The sequence below is a fragment of the Streptomyces sp. NPDC001508 genome, from assembly GCF_040298665.1.
Taxonomy (GTDB): domain Bacteria; phylum Actinomycetota; class Actinomycetes; order Streptomycetales; family Streptomycetaceae; genus Streptomyces.
The window spans coordinates 37,830-49,927 of the sequence record NZ_JBEPAP010000008.1 but is presented as its reverse complement, the minus strand read 5'-3'; the positions used below and the strand labels follow the sequence as shown (position 1 = coordinate 49,927).

General features: G+C 71.8%; 13 protein-coding genes. 8 read left to right on the top strand and 5 right to left on the bottom strand.

From position 1 onward, the window contains the following. The first annotated feature begins 38 nt into the window (after nucleotides 1-38). Nucleotides 39-887 carry a poly-gamma-glutamate hydrolase family protein gene (locus tag ABT245_RS10440; protein ID WP_351731385.1) on the top strand — a complete coding sequence of 283 codons (849 nt, stop codon included), beginning with the start codon at nucleotides 39-41 and terminating at the stop codon, nucleotides 885-887. 119 nt (nucleotides 888-1,006) lie between these two features. Here ABT245_RS10440 and ABT245_RS10435 read toward each other — a convergent pair whose 3' ends face one another. Further along, nucleotides 1,007-2,290, bottom strand: a complete 1,284-nt coding sequence (locus ABT245_RS10435; protein WP_351731383.1) for an adenylosuccinate synthase — start codon at nucleotides 2,288-2,290, stop codon at nucleotides 1,007-1,009. Between the two features lie 197 nt (nucleotides 2,291-2,487). On the opposite strand from ABT245_RS10435, the gene ABT245_RS10430 reads away from it, so the two are divergent. From ABT245_RS10430 to ABT245_RS10410, 5 genes are all read left to right on the top strand, one after another. Further along, the gene (locus tag ABT245_RS10430; protein ID WP_351731381.1) at nucleotides 2,488-3,351 is read left to right on the top strand and encodes a diacylglycerol kinase family protein; all 864 of its coding nucleotides are present in this window, start codon (nucleotides 2,488-2,490) and stop codon (nucleotides 3,349-3,351) included. Between the two features lie 193 nt (nucleotides 3,352-3,544). Continuing rightward, a complete protein-coding gene (locus ABT245_RS10425) occupies nucleotides 3,545-4,069 on the top strand; it encodes a hypothetical protein (RefSeq protein WP_502982105.1) in 525 nt (174 codons plus the stop codon). Beyond that, nucleotides 4,066-4,419, top strand: coding sequence for a transcriptional regulator (locus ABT245_RS10420; RefSeq protein ID WP_351731376.1), 354 nt, complete (start codon nucleotides 4,066-4,068; stop codon nucleotides 4,417-4,419). Before ABT245_RS10425 ends, ABT245_RS10420 begins: the two co-directional genes overlap by 4 nt. Then, nucleotides 4,416-5,357: an ABC transporter ATP-binding protein gene (locus ABT245_RS10415; RefSeq protein WP_351731373.1), complete on the top strand. Its 942-nt coding sequence runs from the start codon at nucleotides 4,416-4,418 to the stop codon at nucleotides 5,355-5,357. Before ABT245_RS10420 ends, ABT245_RS10415 begins: the two co-directional genes overlap by 4 nt. Before the next feature lie 11 nt (nucleotides 5,358-5,368). Further along, nucleotides 5,369-6,220: an ABC transporter permease gene (locus tag ABT245_RS10410; protein ID WP_351731371.1), complete on the top strand. Its 852-nt coding sequence runs from the start codon at nucleotides 5,369-5,371 to the stop codon at nucleotides 6,218-6,220. 55 nt (nucleotides 6,221-6,275) lie between these two features. Here the strand turns inward: ABT245_RS10410 and ABT245_RS10405 are convergent, their stop codons facing one another. Next, the gene (locus tag ABT245_RS10405; protein WP_351731368.1) at nucleotides 6,276-6,809 is read right to left on the bottom strand and encodes a GbsR/MarR family transcriptional regulator; all 534 of its coding nucleotides are present in this window, start codon (nucleotides 6,807-6,809) and stop codon (nucleotides 6,276-6,278) included. A gap of 73 nt (nucleotides 6,810-6,882) precedes the next feature. Here ABT245_RS10405 and ABT245_RS10400 point away from each other — a divergent pair, with 73 nt between their 5' ends. Further along, nucleotides 6,883-7,929: an ABC transporter ATP-binding protein gene (locus tag ABT245_RS10400; RefSeq protein ID WP_351731366.1), complete on the top strand. Its 1,047-nt coding sequence runs from the start codon at nucleotides 6,883-6,885 to the stop codon at nucleotides 7,927-7,929. A gap of 107 nt (nucleotides 7,930-8,036) precedes the next feature. Further along, a complete protein-coding gene (locus ABT245_RS10395; RefSeq protein ID WP_351731657.1) occupies nucleotides 8,037-9,545 on the top strand; it encodes an ABC transporter permease in 1,509 nt (502 codons plus the stop codon). A 115-nt stretch (nucleotides 9,546-9,660) separates the two neighbouring features. Here ABT245_RS10395 and ABT245_RS10390 read toward each other — a convergent pair whose 3' ends face one another. Genes ABT245_RS10390 through ABT245_RS10380 form a run of 3 tightly spaced genes read right to left on the bottom strand, consistent with a single transcriptional unit; the run spans nucleotide 9,661 to nucleotide 11,924 of the window. Then, complete coding sequence (locus ABT245_RS10390; RefSeq protein WP_351731364.1) at nucleotides 9,661-10,863, bottom strand: cytochrome P450; 1,203 nt, start codon at nucleotides 10,861-10,863, stop codon at nucleotides 9,661-9,663. A gap of 9 nt (nucleotides 10,864-10,872) precedes the next feature. Continuing rightward, a complete protein-coding gene (locus ABT245_RS10385) occupies nucleotides 10,873-11,073 on the bottom strand; it encodes a DUF397 domain-containing protein (RefSeq protein ID WP_351731362.1) in 201 nt (66 codons plus the stop codon). Beyond that, the gene (locus ABT245_RS10380; RefSeq protein ID WP_351731359.1) at nucleotides 11,073-11,924 is read right to left on the bottom strand and encodes a helix-turn-helix domain-containing protein; all 852 of its coding nucleotides are present in this window, start codon (nucleotides 11,922-11,924) and stop codon (nucleotides 11,073-11,075) included. The genes ABT245_RS10385 and ABT245_RS10380 overlap by 1 nt, the downstream gene beginning before the upstream one ends. Between the last annotated feature and the right edge of the window lie 174 nt (nucleotides 11,925-12,098).

Below are 12,098 nucleotides of genomic sequence, written 5' to 3'. Positions count from 1 at the left end.
CCCGAGGAGCGGTCGCGCCCTCTGCCATCATCGGCAAGGTGATCACAACGTCCCGACGCTCCGTCCTGACCGTCCTCGCCGCCGCCGGACTCGGCACCGCGCTGCCCACCGCGCTCGGTGCCGTACCCGCGTCCGCCGCGAGCGACCTGTACGCCTCCAACACGGACCTCTACCGGACGCTCGCCGGGCGCGAGGGCATCGACTTCGCCCGCCGCTGCCGGCGCCACGCGTACACCGACGACGACCAGGCGGGGGCGCCGGGCACGTACGGCCGGACCGCGATCCTCGCCCTGCACGGCGGCGGCATCGAGGGCGGCACCTCCGAACTGTGCCTGGGCATCGCGGGGTACGACCCGAAGGACCTCACCCCCCGCTACGGGGCGGGAGCGCCGCTGCACGACTACTGGATGTTCGAGGGCATCAGATCCAGCGGCAACTCCGAACTGCACGTCACGTCCACGCACTGCGACGACCGCGTGGCCCTCGCGCTCGCGGCCGGTGCCCTCAACGTGGTGAGCGTGCACGGCTGTACGGCCGCCCAGGCGGGCGCCCCCGCGTCCCGTCCCGAGGCGGTGGTGATCGGTGGCCGCAACGCCGCCTTGCGCCGATACCTCGGCGAGGCGCTGGATGCGGCGGGCGTCCAGACGATCGACGCGTCCACCGACGACGACATCGCCGGGGTCTCGCCGGACAACATCTGCAACCGGACGCTGCTCGGCATGGGCGCCCAGCTGGAACTGACGACCGAGCTGCGGGCGGCCATGTTCGGCACCAACACCATCAAGGGCAGGGCGGGTTCGGTCACCGCGGCGTTCTGGACGTTCGCGGACGCGGTACGAGCGGCGGTGGCCCGCATGGAGGCGGACCCGTCCCAGATCATCCTCTGACGAAACACACGGAGCACAGGGAGGGAGCACACGGAGCGGTGGGGCACCCGGAGGCATTCCGGGCGCCCCGTCGGCGCTCGTGGCCGTCTCCCCGTTTCGCCGGGGAGTGAACGGCCCTGCTACAGGAACGAGTTGATCTGGATCGTCTCGTCGCGGCCCGGGCCCACGCCGATCGCGGAGATCGGGGCGCCGGACATCTCCTCCAGCGCCTTGACGTAGTTCTGCGCGTTCTTCGGCAGGTCGGAGAACGACTTGGCCTTGGTGATGTCCTCGGACCAGCCGGGCAGCGTCTCGTAGACGGGCTTGGCGTGGTGGAAGTCCGTCTGGGAGTACGGGAGTTCATCGACCCGGCGGCCGTCGATCTCATAGCCGACACAGACCGGGATCCGCTCCCAGCCGGTGAGCACGTCCAGCTTGGTGAGGAAGAAGTCGGTCAGTCCGTTGACCCGGGTCGCGTACCGCGCGATCACCGCGTCGAACCAGCCGCAGCGCCGGTCCCGGCCGGTGGTGACGCCCCGCTCGCCGCCGATCCGGCGCAGCGCCTCGCCGTCCTCGTCGAACAGCTCGGTCGGGAAGGGCCCGGCCCCCACGCGGGTGGTGTACGCCTTGAGGATGCCGATGACCCGGCTGATCTTCGTCGGGCCGACGCCGGCGCCGGTGCAGGCCCCGCCCGCGGTGGGGTTGCTGGAGGTGACGAACGGATACGTACCGTGGTCGATGTCCAGCAGCGTGCCCTGCCCGCCCTCGAAGAGGACGACCTTGTCCTGCTCCAGCGCCTGGTTGAGGACCAGCACCGTGTCCGCGACATACGGCTTGAGCTGCTCCGCGTAACCCAGCAGTTCCTCGACCACCTGGTCGGCGGTGATGGCACGCCGGTTGTAGAGCTTGGTCAGCATCTGGTTCTTGACGTCGAGCGCCGCCTCGACCTTCTGCTGCAGGATCGACTCGTCGTACAGGTCCTGGACCCGGATGCCGACGCGGTTGATCTTGTCGGCATACGTCGGACCGATGCCGCGCCCCGTCGTGCCGATCTTCCGCTTCCCGAGGAAGCGTTCCGTCACCTTGTCGACGGTGACGTTGTACGGCGTGATGATGTGAGCGTTGCCGCTGATCAGCAGCTTGGAGGTGTCCACTCCCCGCTCGTTCAGACCGCTCAGCTCGGAGAGCAGGACCGACGGGTCGACGACGACGCCGTTGCCGATGACCGGCGTACAACCGGGCGAGAGGATTCCGGAAGGGAGCAGGTGGAGTGCATACTTCTGGTCGCCGACGACCACGGTGTGGCCGGCGTTGTTGCCGCCCTGGTACCGGACGACATAATCCACCGAGCCACCGAGCAGGTCGGTGGCCTTCCCCTTGCCCTCGTCACCCCACTGAGCACCGAGCAGCACAAGTGCGGGCACGCGCGTACACCCCTTCCGGGCGGGGCATGTCCAAGGTCAGGGGCGCACGCGTAGGGTTCACCGCCACGTACCACCGCGACCGTCGTTGGCCGCACAACCGTCGGACCGGATGCCCCGGAATAGACGAAGCCCCTGGCGCAATAGCGCAAGGGGCTCTTGCACAAAGATGCTACCCGAGGAAGCGAGGCAGGACCGAGGTGGCGACTTTCGCGACGCCCGATCAGCTGCTGGTGATCATCGATCCGGTTGCCCGGCAGACCGACGGAGAGTCCGTCCGCATCGCGAAAGACGTGCTCAGCGCGGGTGCGACCACGAAGGTGTGCCTGCCGGACGATCCGGAGGAGTTCGCCCGGGCGTTGGCGCGCCGCGGGTCGCGGCGGCCGGTGGTGATCGGCGACGACCGCGCGCTGGTGCGGGCGGTGTCCCTGCTGCACCGGCAGCGGGAGCTGGCCGGATGCGTGCTGTCCATGGTGCCGGTGGGGGGTGCGCTGGCGCTGGCGGAGACGCTAGGGGTGCCGACCGGTGCGGTGGCCGCCGCCCGGGCGGTGCTCGACGGGACGCAGCGCCGCCTGGACCTGCTGGTGGACGACAGCGACGGGGTGGTGCTGGGCGCCCTGCGGATTCCGCCGCTCGCGCCGCGCGAGGACCGGCCGGCGGAGCCGGTGGGCGCCACCGCCGTCTCGGGGCGTCCATGGCTGCGCTCGACGTACCGGTCGCTGGTACGGACCCTGGCGCCCCGGCCGTCCCGGCTCGCCCCGGCCCCGCCCGGCCCCGCCCGGCTGCGGGTGGAGGTCGACGGGGCGACGCTCGTCGACCTGGACCAGCCGGTGGAGGCGGTGTCGGTGACGCCGGGCACCGCCGGGCAGGCCGAGGTCGAGGTGCGGCCGGTGTCGGTCGGCGCGGAGGCGTCCGCGCTGCGGGTGTCGGGGCGCACGGTGACCGTGACCGGGACGGACTTCCGCTACCGGACGGACGCGGGCGTCACGGGCCCGGTCCGCCGCCGCACCTGGACCCTCAGGGAACGAGCCTGGACCCTGACCCTGCCGCCCCCGCTGCCGTAGCCCCCGCCCCCGCACCCGCACCCGCACCCGCACCGGCACCGGCACCGGCACCGGCACCGGCACCGGCACCGGCACCGGCACCGGCGAACCGTCCACTTGCCTACTAGGAAAGTCAAGAGTAACTTTCCCAGTAGGAAAGTTGAGCTGGGAAATGCCGAGCGGGAACGGGAGGGCGCGGGCCGTGAGCACACCGGTGGACGCCGAACAGGCGTGGAGAGACCTCCAACGCATCCGAGTGCCGCAGGAGCGGGTGTACGACGAGTTCGAGCGGTCCACGGCGGACGGATCGGGCACCACCTGGGCCACGGCCGCGCTCATGTGGCTCTTCCTGGCCGGTCTGGGCCTGGACCTGCCCGGGTGGGGCGTGGGGCTGGTCGTCGCCGCCTACGTCGCGCTGCTGAGCGTGCTCGCCGTGCTGCACAACCGCCGCAGCCGGTTGCGCCTGCACCACACCCGGTGCACCCGGCGGATGTCCGGCACCTTCGTCGCGGGGGCGGTGGTGACCGGCGGGACGACCCTGCTGTCCGGCCGCCTGGTCGATTCGCTGGAGCCGATGTCCGCCAGTCTGATCCAGGCCACGGTCTCGGCGACGGTGTTCGCACTGTTCGTGGGCCCGACGAGCCGCTGGGCGGCCCGGTCGGCGCGGGACCGCGGCACACCGGCGGCACGTGCGGGAGCGGCAGGCACGGGAGCGGCGAACGCAGGGACGGACCGATGAGCATCCCCGCCGGCTTCGACGAACTGATCCACCCCGCCACCCGGCTGTCGGTGGTCGCGCTGCTCGCCGCCACCCAATGGGCGGACTTCGCGTTCGTCCGGGACAGCCTCTCGCTCAGCGACTCCGCGCTCTCCAAACAGCTGCACACCCTGGAAGAGGCCGGATATCTGGAGCTCCACAAGGAGGGCGGCGGCCGCAAGCGGCGCACCAGGGTACGGCTGACGGACCGCGGCCGCACCGCCTTCGAGGGGCACGTCGCGGCGCTCCGGGCGATCGTCGAGGGTGCCGGTCCCCCGGCGGCGGCCGGCACCCCGCCACGACCGCGAGACCACTCGGGGGCAGGCAGATGACACCGGAGCACACACCCGCCCAGCCCGTCGTCCGGGCCCGCGGCGTGACGATGACGTACGGCGACTTCGACGTCCTGCACGGCGTCGACCTGGACATCCACCGCGGCGAGGTCTTCGCGCTGCTCGGACCCAACGGCGCCGGGAAGACCACCACCGTGGAAATCCTGGAGGGCTTCCGGCAGCGTTCCGCCGGTGAGGTGAGCGTCCTCGGTACGGACCCGGAACGGGGCGACGACGCGTGGCGCGGCCGGATCGGACTGGTCCTGCAGTCCTGGCGCGACCACCGCCGCTGGCGGGTCGCCGAGTTGCTGACGCACTTCGCCACGTACTACCCCGACCCGCGCGACCCGGCCGACCTGCTGGCCCTGGTCGGCCTCACCGACCAGGCCGGTCGGCAGGTGGACCGGCTGTCCGGCGGCCAGCGGCGGCGGCTGGACGTCGCGCTCGGCATCGTCGGCCGCCCCCAGCTCCTCTTCCTGGACGAGCCGACCACCGGCTTCGACCCGCAGGCGCGGCACCGGTTCCACGTCCTGGTCGAACGGCTGGCCCGCGACGAGGGCGTCACCGTCCTGCTCACCACCCACGACCTGGCGGAGGCCGAGCGGCTCGCCGACCGGCTCGCCATCCTGGTCGGCGGCCGCATCCGGGCCTGCGGCACGCCCGCGGAACTGGCCCGGCGGGCCGCCGCACAGGCCGAGGTCCGCTGGACGGCCGACGACGGGACGGCCCGCCGTGAACGCACCGAGGACCCCTCCCGGCTGGTCTGGGAACTCCACCGGCAGGCGGACGGCCCGATCGCCGGCCTGGAGGTCCGCCGCCCGACGCTGGAGGACACCTACCTGCACATGCTGCACCGGCAGACCGACGGCACGGACGGGGACACGGACAGGGACAGGGACAGGGACAGGGACAGGGACGAGGAGACCCGGGCCGCATGAGGAGGACACCCATGACGAACGGTTGGCGCGCCGGGCTCCAGCGCGGCGGCATCGAGCTGCGGCACCTCCTGCGCAACGGCAAGGAGATGTCCGGCCATCTGACCAACGTGGTCGTCGCGCTGCTCGTCGCCGCCTACGTCAGCGACGACGTGCCGGGCACCCGGACCCCGATGGCCCATCTGGTGCTGGCGGGCTTCACCGCCTACCTGCTGTTCCAGATCGGACTGATCAGCCTTCCGCAGATCCTCGTGACCGAGCGGGAGGAAGGTGCCCTGCTGCGGCTGCGCGCCACGCCCGGCGGGATACCGGCCTACCTCGTCGCCAAGTGCCTGCTGGTGGTCGTCGTGGCGGTCGGCACCATGGCCCTGCTCCTGGCAGCCGCGGCGCTGCTGGTGGACGGGCCGCTGCCGCACGGGCCGGCCGACTGGCTGACGCTGCTGTGGGTCACCACGCTCGGGCTGCTCGCCGTCGTACCGCTGGGCGCGGCCATAGGCGCGGTGCTGCCCAACCCCCGCGAGGCGCTGGCGCTGATCATGCTGCCGACGATGGGGCTCCTGTTCACCTCCGGGACGGTGATCCCGATCACCTCGCTGCCCGTGCCGGTCCAGCAGGTGGCCTCGGTCTTCCCGCTCAAGTGGATGGCGCAGGGCCTGCGTTCGGCGCTGCTCCCCGACACGGCACGGACCGCCGAGGCGGCCGGCTCCTGGGAACTGCCCATGGTCGCCCTGGTGCTGACCGCCTGGGCGGTCCTCGGGTTCGTGCTCGCGGTGCCCCTGCTGCGCCGCACCGCCCGCCGCGAGTCCGGCTCCCGCCTGTCCACCCGCCACCGCAAGGCGGCACAGAACGGCACGCTCCCCGCGTAGCGGGCCTCGTGGCCGCCGGGCGAGGCCGCGGCCTGGCCGGCCGGACGGGCGCAACCTAGTCGGCGGGGCGGGCCGGGATGCTGCTGTCGGGGGTGTTTCTCGGGTACAGCCGGTCGCGGTGCAGGCGCCAGCGTTCCATCATGTTCGCCACGTCCTGCTCGATGAACTCGAAGAAGGCGAGGGTCTCCGCCAGCCGTCGGCCCGCCGGGGTCGTGGCGCCCAGGCTCGCCACGCCCTCCCGCAGGGCGTCCTCCCAGCGCTTGATGATCGCCTCACGGCTGGTGAGCGCCTGGTACCACTGGTCGTTGTGCACCCGGTACCGCTCCCGCCGCGAGCCGGGCTGCCGCTCGCGGGAGACCAGGTGCACCTGGGCCAGATAGCGCACGGCGCCGGAGACGGCGGCGGGGCTGATCCTGAGCCGCTCCCCCAGCTCGGCGGAGGTCAGCGTGCCGGTGTCGGAGGCGAGCAGCGCGGCGAACACCCGGGACGGCATCCGCGGCACGCCCGCCTCGACGAGTTGCGCCGCGAAGGACTCCACGAACCGCGAGACCGCCTCCGGATCCCGCCCCACCGCCGCTGACTCCGCCATACCGTCACCCTACCCGCGGTTTATACGCTTCCTTAACTTCACAAACTTCTGAAAGAAGCGTACGTTCCGGACCATGACGAAGGCAATCACGGTCTCGGGGCTCCACAAGTCCTTCGGCCGCACCCACGCGCTGGACGGCCTCGATCTGGAGGTCGAGACCGGCGAGGTGCACGGTTTCCTCGGCCCCAACGGCGCCGGCAAGTCCACCACCATCAGGGTCCTGCTCGGCCTGCTGCGGGCCGACTCGGGCGCCGCACAGGTACTCGGCCGCGACCCGTGGGCGGACGCCGTCGAGGTGCACCGGCGCATCGCCTATGTGCCCGGAGACGTCACCCTGTGGCGCAATCTCTCCGGCGGCGAGGTCATCGACCTCTACGGCCGCCTGCGCGGAGGGCTCGACCCGCGGCGCCGCACGGAACTGGTCGAGCGCTTCGAACTGGACCCCACCAAGAAGGGCCGCACCTACTCCAAGGGCAACCGGCAGAAGGTCGCCCTGGTCGCCGCCTTCGCCTCGGACGTCGACCTGCTGATCCTGGACGAACCGACGTCCGGCCTCGACCCGCTGATGGAGGCGGTCTTCCAGCGCTGCGTCGAGGAGGAACGCGACCGGGGCCGCACGATCCTGCTGTCCTCGCACATCCTCAGCGAGGTGGAGGAGCTGTGCGACCGGGTGAGCATCATCCGCAAGGGCCGCACGGTGGAGACCGGCTCCCTGGCCGATCTGCGCCATCTGACCCGGACCAGCGTCAGTGCCGAACTCGCGGGACCGCCGAACGGGCTCGCGCACCTGCCCGGCGTCCATGACCTCGACGTCCAGGGCCGCCGCGTCCGCCTTCAGGTCGACACGGACAAGCTGAACGAGGTCCTGCGCTCGCTGAGCGAGTCCGGCGTGCGCTCGCTGACCTCGACGCCGCCGACGCTTGAGGAGCTGTTCCTGCGGCACTACGAGACCGAACCCGCCGAGCCCGCCGGGACCGACGAGACGGCCGAGACGGCCGAGACGGCCGAGACGGCCGAAACCGACGAGACCGACGAGACCGGCAAGACCGGCAAGACCGACGAGACCGACGAGACCGGCAAGACCGCCGGGACCGACGAGACCGGCGAGGTGGCACGGTGACCGCCGCCGCCCTCTCCCCGCACGCCCGCAACGCCCGGACCGGCGGCTCCCGCCACCTGGCCGGCACCGGCGTCCTGCTGCGCTTCGCGCTGCGCCGCGACCGCGTGATGATCCCGGTGTGGGTCGCGGTCAACGCGCTGATGGTCCTGTCCATGCCCAAGTCGCTGACGACCCTGTACGGCACCGCCGCCGCGCGCGCCGACCTGCTCCGCCAGATGGACACCAACCCCTCCCTGCGCGCGCTCATCGGCCCGGTCTTCGACGACTCGCTGGGCGCCCTGACGGCCTGGCGCGTCGGCATCTACGCGGGCGCCCTCGCCGCGGTGACGAGCCTGCTCGTGGTGGTCCGGCACACCCGGGACGAGGAGGAGAGCGGGCGGCAGGAACTCGTCTCGTCCGGCATGGTCGGCCGCCGCGCCCCGCTGACCGCCGGCCTGCTGGCCGCGGTCGTCGCCAACGCGGTCCTGGCGCTGCTGCTCGTCGCCGGCCTGGCCGGGCACGGCGGCTCGGGTGCGCTCGCCCTCGGCCTGGGCATCGCCGGCGTCGGCCTGGTCTTCGCGACGGCCGCGGCGATCGTGGTCCAGCTCACGGAGAGCGCACGGCTGGCCCGCGGTCTGACCGCGGCCGTGCTCGGCGCCGCCTTCGTGCTGCGCGCGGCCGGCGACTCGGCGTCCGACGACGGCTCCTCCGTCCTGACCTGGCTGTCCCCGCTCGGCTGGCTGGAGAACCTGCGGGCCTTCGCCGACGAACGCTGGTGGGTCCTGCTGCTGTTCGCCGCGGCCGTGGCCGCGCAGGCGGCCGTCGCCTATGTGCTCGCCGGCCGCCGCGACACCGGCATGAGCTTCCTGCCGACCCTGCCGGGACCGGCCCGAGGGCGGCTCGGCACGGCCGGCGCACTGGCCTGGCGGCTCCAGCGGGGCAGCGTCCTCGGCTGGTCGATCGGCTTCTTCCTGGCCGGAGTGGTCTACGGCGGGATGACCGACGGCGCGGCCGACCTGGTCCGCGACAACAACCAGGCCCGGGACCTGTTCGCGCGCATGGGCGGCCAGTCCGGGATCACCGACGCGTTCCTCGCCTCGATGGTCGGGATCATGGGTCTGGTCGCCGCCCTGTACGTCGTCTCGTCCGTCCTTCGGCTGTACGGCGAGGAGACCGCCGGCCGGGCGGAGCCCGTGCTGGCCGGGGCGGTGGGCCGGCTGCGCTGGGCCGCGGGCCATCTGGCGATCGCCTTCGGCGGGGTGGCGCTGCTCATGCTCCTGACCGGACTGGGCTTCGCCGCCGGATACGGCAGGCAGGTCGGCCCGATCCTCGGGGCGTGCCTGGTGCAGGTGCCCGCCGTCTGGGTCGTGGGCGGCCTGGCGGTCCTCCTGTACGGCGTGCTGCCGCGCGGCGCGATGGCGGCCTGGGGGGTCGCCGGCGCGGTGCTGCTGATCGGCTGGGTCGGTCCCGCGCTGGACGTTCCGCAGGCGGTGCTCGATCTGTCCCCGTTCGGCCATCTGCCCAAGCTGCCGGGCGGCCCGATGCGGTGGGGCCCGGTGCTCGTCCTCCTGCTACTGGCCGTGGCCCTCGTCGGAGCCGGACTTGCGGCCCTGCGCCGACGCGACGTGACGACCTGACGAGGCGTGACGACCTGACGAGGCGTGGGCGCGTGCGAGTGCGCGTGCGCTGTGCTTGGGCGGTCGGCGCTCGCCGTGGAGTTCTCCGCGCCCCCGGCGTCGCTCGGGCGCGGGGTCAGGTCGTGATGCTCAGCCCCTTCAGGCCCCGGATGACGAAGTTCGGCTTCCGCTCGGGCTCTTCCGCCAGGGCGAGCGTCGGGGCCCGCTCCAGCAGTGCGGTCATGGAGGCCGCCAACTCGATCCGGGCCAGCGGGGCGCCGATGCAGTAGTGGATGCCGGCGCTGAAGGAAATGTGCGGGTTGTCGTCGCGGGTGAGGTCCAGGCGGTCGGGGGCCTCGAAGACGGCCGGGTCGTGGTTGGCGGAACCGAAGAGCATGGCGATCTCCGCGCCCCTCGGGATCGTCGTGCCGTCGATCTCGATCTCGTCCAGCACCCAGCGCTCGAAGAGCTGGAGCGGGGTGTCGTAGCGCATCAGCTCCTCCACCGCAAACGGCACCAGGGAGCGGTCGGCGCGGAGCGCGGCCAGCTGGTCCGGGTTGCGGAACAGCGCCCACCAGCCGTTCACCGTGGCGTTGACCGTCGCCTCGTGGCCGGCGTTCAGCAGCAGGACCGCCGTCGAGATCATCTCCTGCTCGGTCAGCCGGTCACCCTCGTCGTGGGCCGCGATCAGCCCCGAGACCAGATCCTCGCCCGGCTCCTTGCGGCGGGCGGCGATCAGCCCCCGCAGATACTCCGAGAACTCGACCGACGCCCGCACCGCCCTCGCCGCCGTCTCCTCGGACGGGTTCAGCTCGTACATGCCGCAGATGTCCGCCGACCAGGGCCGCAGCTGTGCGCGGTCCGACTCCGGGATGCCCAGCATCTCGGCGATCACCGCGACCGGCAGCGGCTCCGCGACATCCGCCAGCAGATCGCCGCCGCCCGCCGCCACCAGCGCCGCGACCAGTTCGTCGGCCAGTGCGTGCACGTACGGCTTCAGCCGCTCCACCGTCCGCGGCGTGAACGCCTTCGACACCAGCCGCCGGATCCGGGTGTGGTCCGGCGGCTCCAGGTCGAGCATCCCGTGGTCGTTCAGCGTGTGGAAGGGCTCGTGCTCCGGCGGCGGAACCGTGCGCCCGAACTCCTCGTGTGTGAACCGGTGTTGGTAGGTCCGGCCGAGCCCCCGGTCACGCAGCAGCGCCGAGACGTCCGCGTGATGCGGGACCAGCCACTGGTTCGTGGGCTCGTAGTAGTGCACGCGGCCCTTTTCCCGCAGCTCGGCGTAGGCGGGGTAAGGGTCGGCGAGAAACCCTTGGTCCCAGGGGTCGAAGGCAGCCATCCCGGGACGCTAACCCGGCATCCGCCCCTCCGACCAGGGGTCCTCCTTCAGATGGCCGATAAGGGCGGCGAAGGAGGCGGCGGGGAAGGAAAGGGTGGCGCGCGCAGGGAACTTGGAGTCGCGGACGGCTATACGGGTGGGCAGGTCGGCGATCTCGACGCAGGTGTCGCCGTCGCCGCCATCGGAGTAGGTGGACTTCCGCCAGTTCATCAGAGTTCCTTCGCCAGACGGTGGATGAAGTCGCGTGACGCCATGGCGTCCAGCGACGCACTCTCCACCCTACGGAACAGCTCCCGTAGTCTGGGCAGTTGGGATTCGGCATCGATGAACGCGACGCCGGTCGGTGAGTCCCGCATTCCGGTGTCCAGTCGGGGCACAGGTCCTCCCGCATACATCATCGAGGCCCCGGAACCGGCAAAGCCGTCCTGGTCGGTAGGGATCACGCGCACGGCGGCTTGCCCCTGCTCAACCAGGTCCAAGATCTGCCGAAGTTGAGCACGTGAGGACTCGCGATCGGAGACGCGGAGCCGCAGTGCGACCTCATGGATGATCGCCTCGTACGGGGTGGGATTGTCGCCCTCGATGACGGCACGGCGCCGCATCCGGTGTTCCACCCTGGGAGCGACCTCCTTCTCCGGCAGCTCCGGGTTCATGTAGGCGTAGACCGCGCGTGCGTAGTCCGGGGTCTGAAGGAGCCCGGGGATGCGGGTGATCACGATCTCGCGAAGGTACGACGCATGGTGCTCGACTTCGGCAGTGTCCATGAACACCGGCGGCAGCACTCCCCGATACTCCTCCCACCAGCCACGCGTCCGGTCGGTGGCCATCGCCACCAGGGCATCGATCAACGCCTCGTCCGTGCATGCGTAGTGAGCCGCGAGACGTCGCACCCGTTCTTCGCTGGCACCGGCGAAGCCCAGTTCCACCTGGCTTATCTGGGCCGAGGTCGAATTCAGCATCCCGGCTACCTCGCGCGCCTTCAGTCCGGCCGCCTCCCGCAGTCGACGCAGCTCAGTGCCCAACCGCACTTGCCGCGCGGTGGCGTACCCCCTCGGCGCCATGCACCCTCCTCAACAGCCCTGCGGTGATGCCTCGTTCGAGCGCAAGGCTACGCCAATCGGTTGCGCAAGGAATAATTATTCCTCTACCGTCAGTGACGCGACGCACACGCTGCGAAACCCTGGGTCACCGGAAGCGAACCGCTCCGCCCTGCCACGACGGCTGCGGCACTGCCA

Coding starts and splice junctions, on each gene's coding strand:
- ABT245_RS10390 (WP_351731364.1), bottom strand. CDS start 10,863: ATGGCTGCCTTCGACCCCTGGGACCAAGGGTTTCTCGCCGACCCTTAC.
- ABT245_RS10380 (WP_351731359.1), bottom strand. CDS start 11,924: ATGGCGCCGAGGGGGTACGCCACCGCGCGGCAAGTGCGGTTGGGCACT.
- ABT245_RS10405 (WP_351731368.1), bottom strand. CDS start 6,809: ATGGCGGAGTCAGCGGCGGTGGGGCGGGATCCGGAGGCGGTCTCGCGG.
- ABT245_RS10395 (WP_351731657.1), top strand. CDS start 8,037: ATGATCCCGGTGTGGGTCGCGGTCAACGCGCTGATGGTCCTGTCCATG.
- ABT245_RS10400 (WP_351731366.1), top strand. CDS start 6,883: ATGACGAAGGCAATCACGGTCTCGGGGCTCCACAAGTCCTTCGGCCGC.
- ABT245_RS10385 (WP_351731362.1), bottom strand. CDS start 11,073: ATGAACTGGCGGAAGTCCACCTACTCCGATGGCGGCGACGGCGACACC.
- ABT245_RS10420 (WP_351731376.1), top strand. CDS start 4,066: ATGAGCATCCCCGCCGGCTTCGACGAACTGATCCACCCCGCCACCCGG.
- ABT245_RS10415 (WP_351731373.1), top strand. CDS start 4,416: ATGACACCGGAGCACACACCCGCCCAGCCCGTCGTCCGGGCCCGCGGC.
- ABT245_RS10410 (WP_351731371.1), top strand. CDS start 5,369: ATGACGAACGGTTGGCGCGCCGGGCTCCAGCGCGGCGGCATCGAGCTG.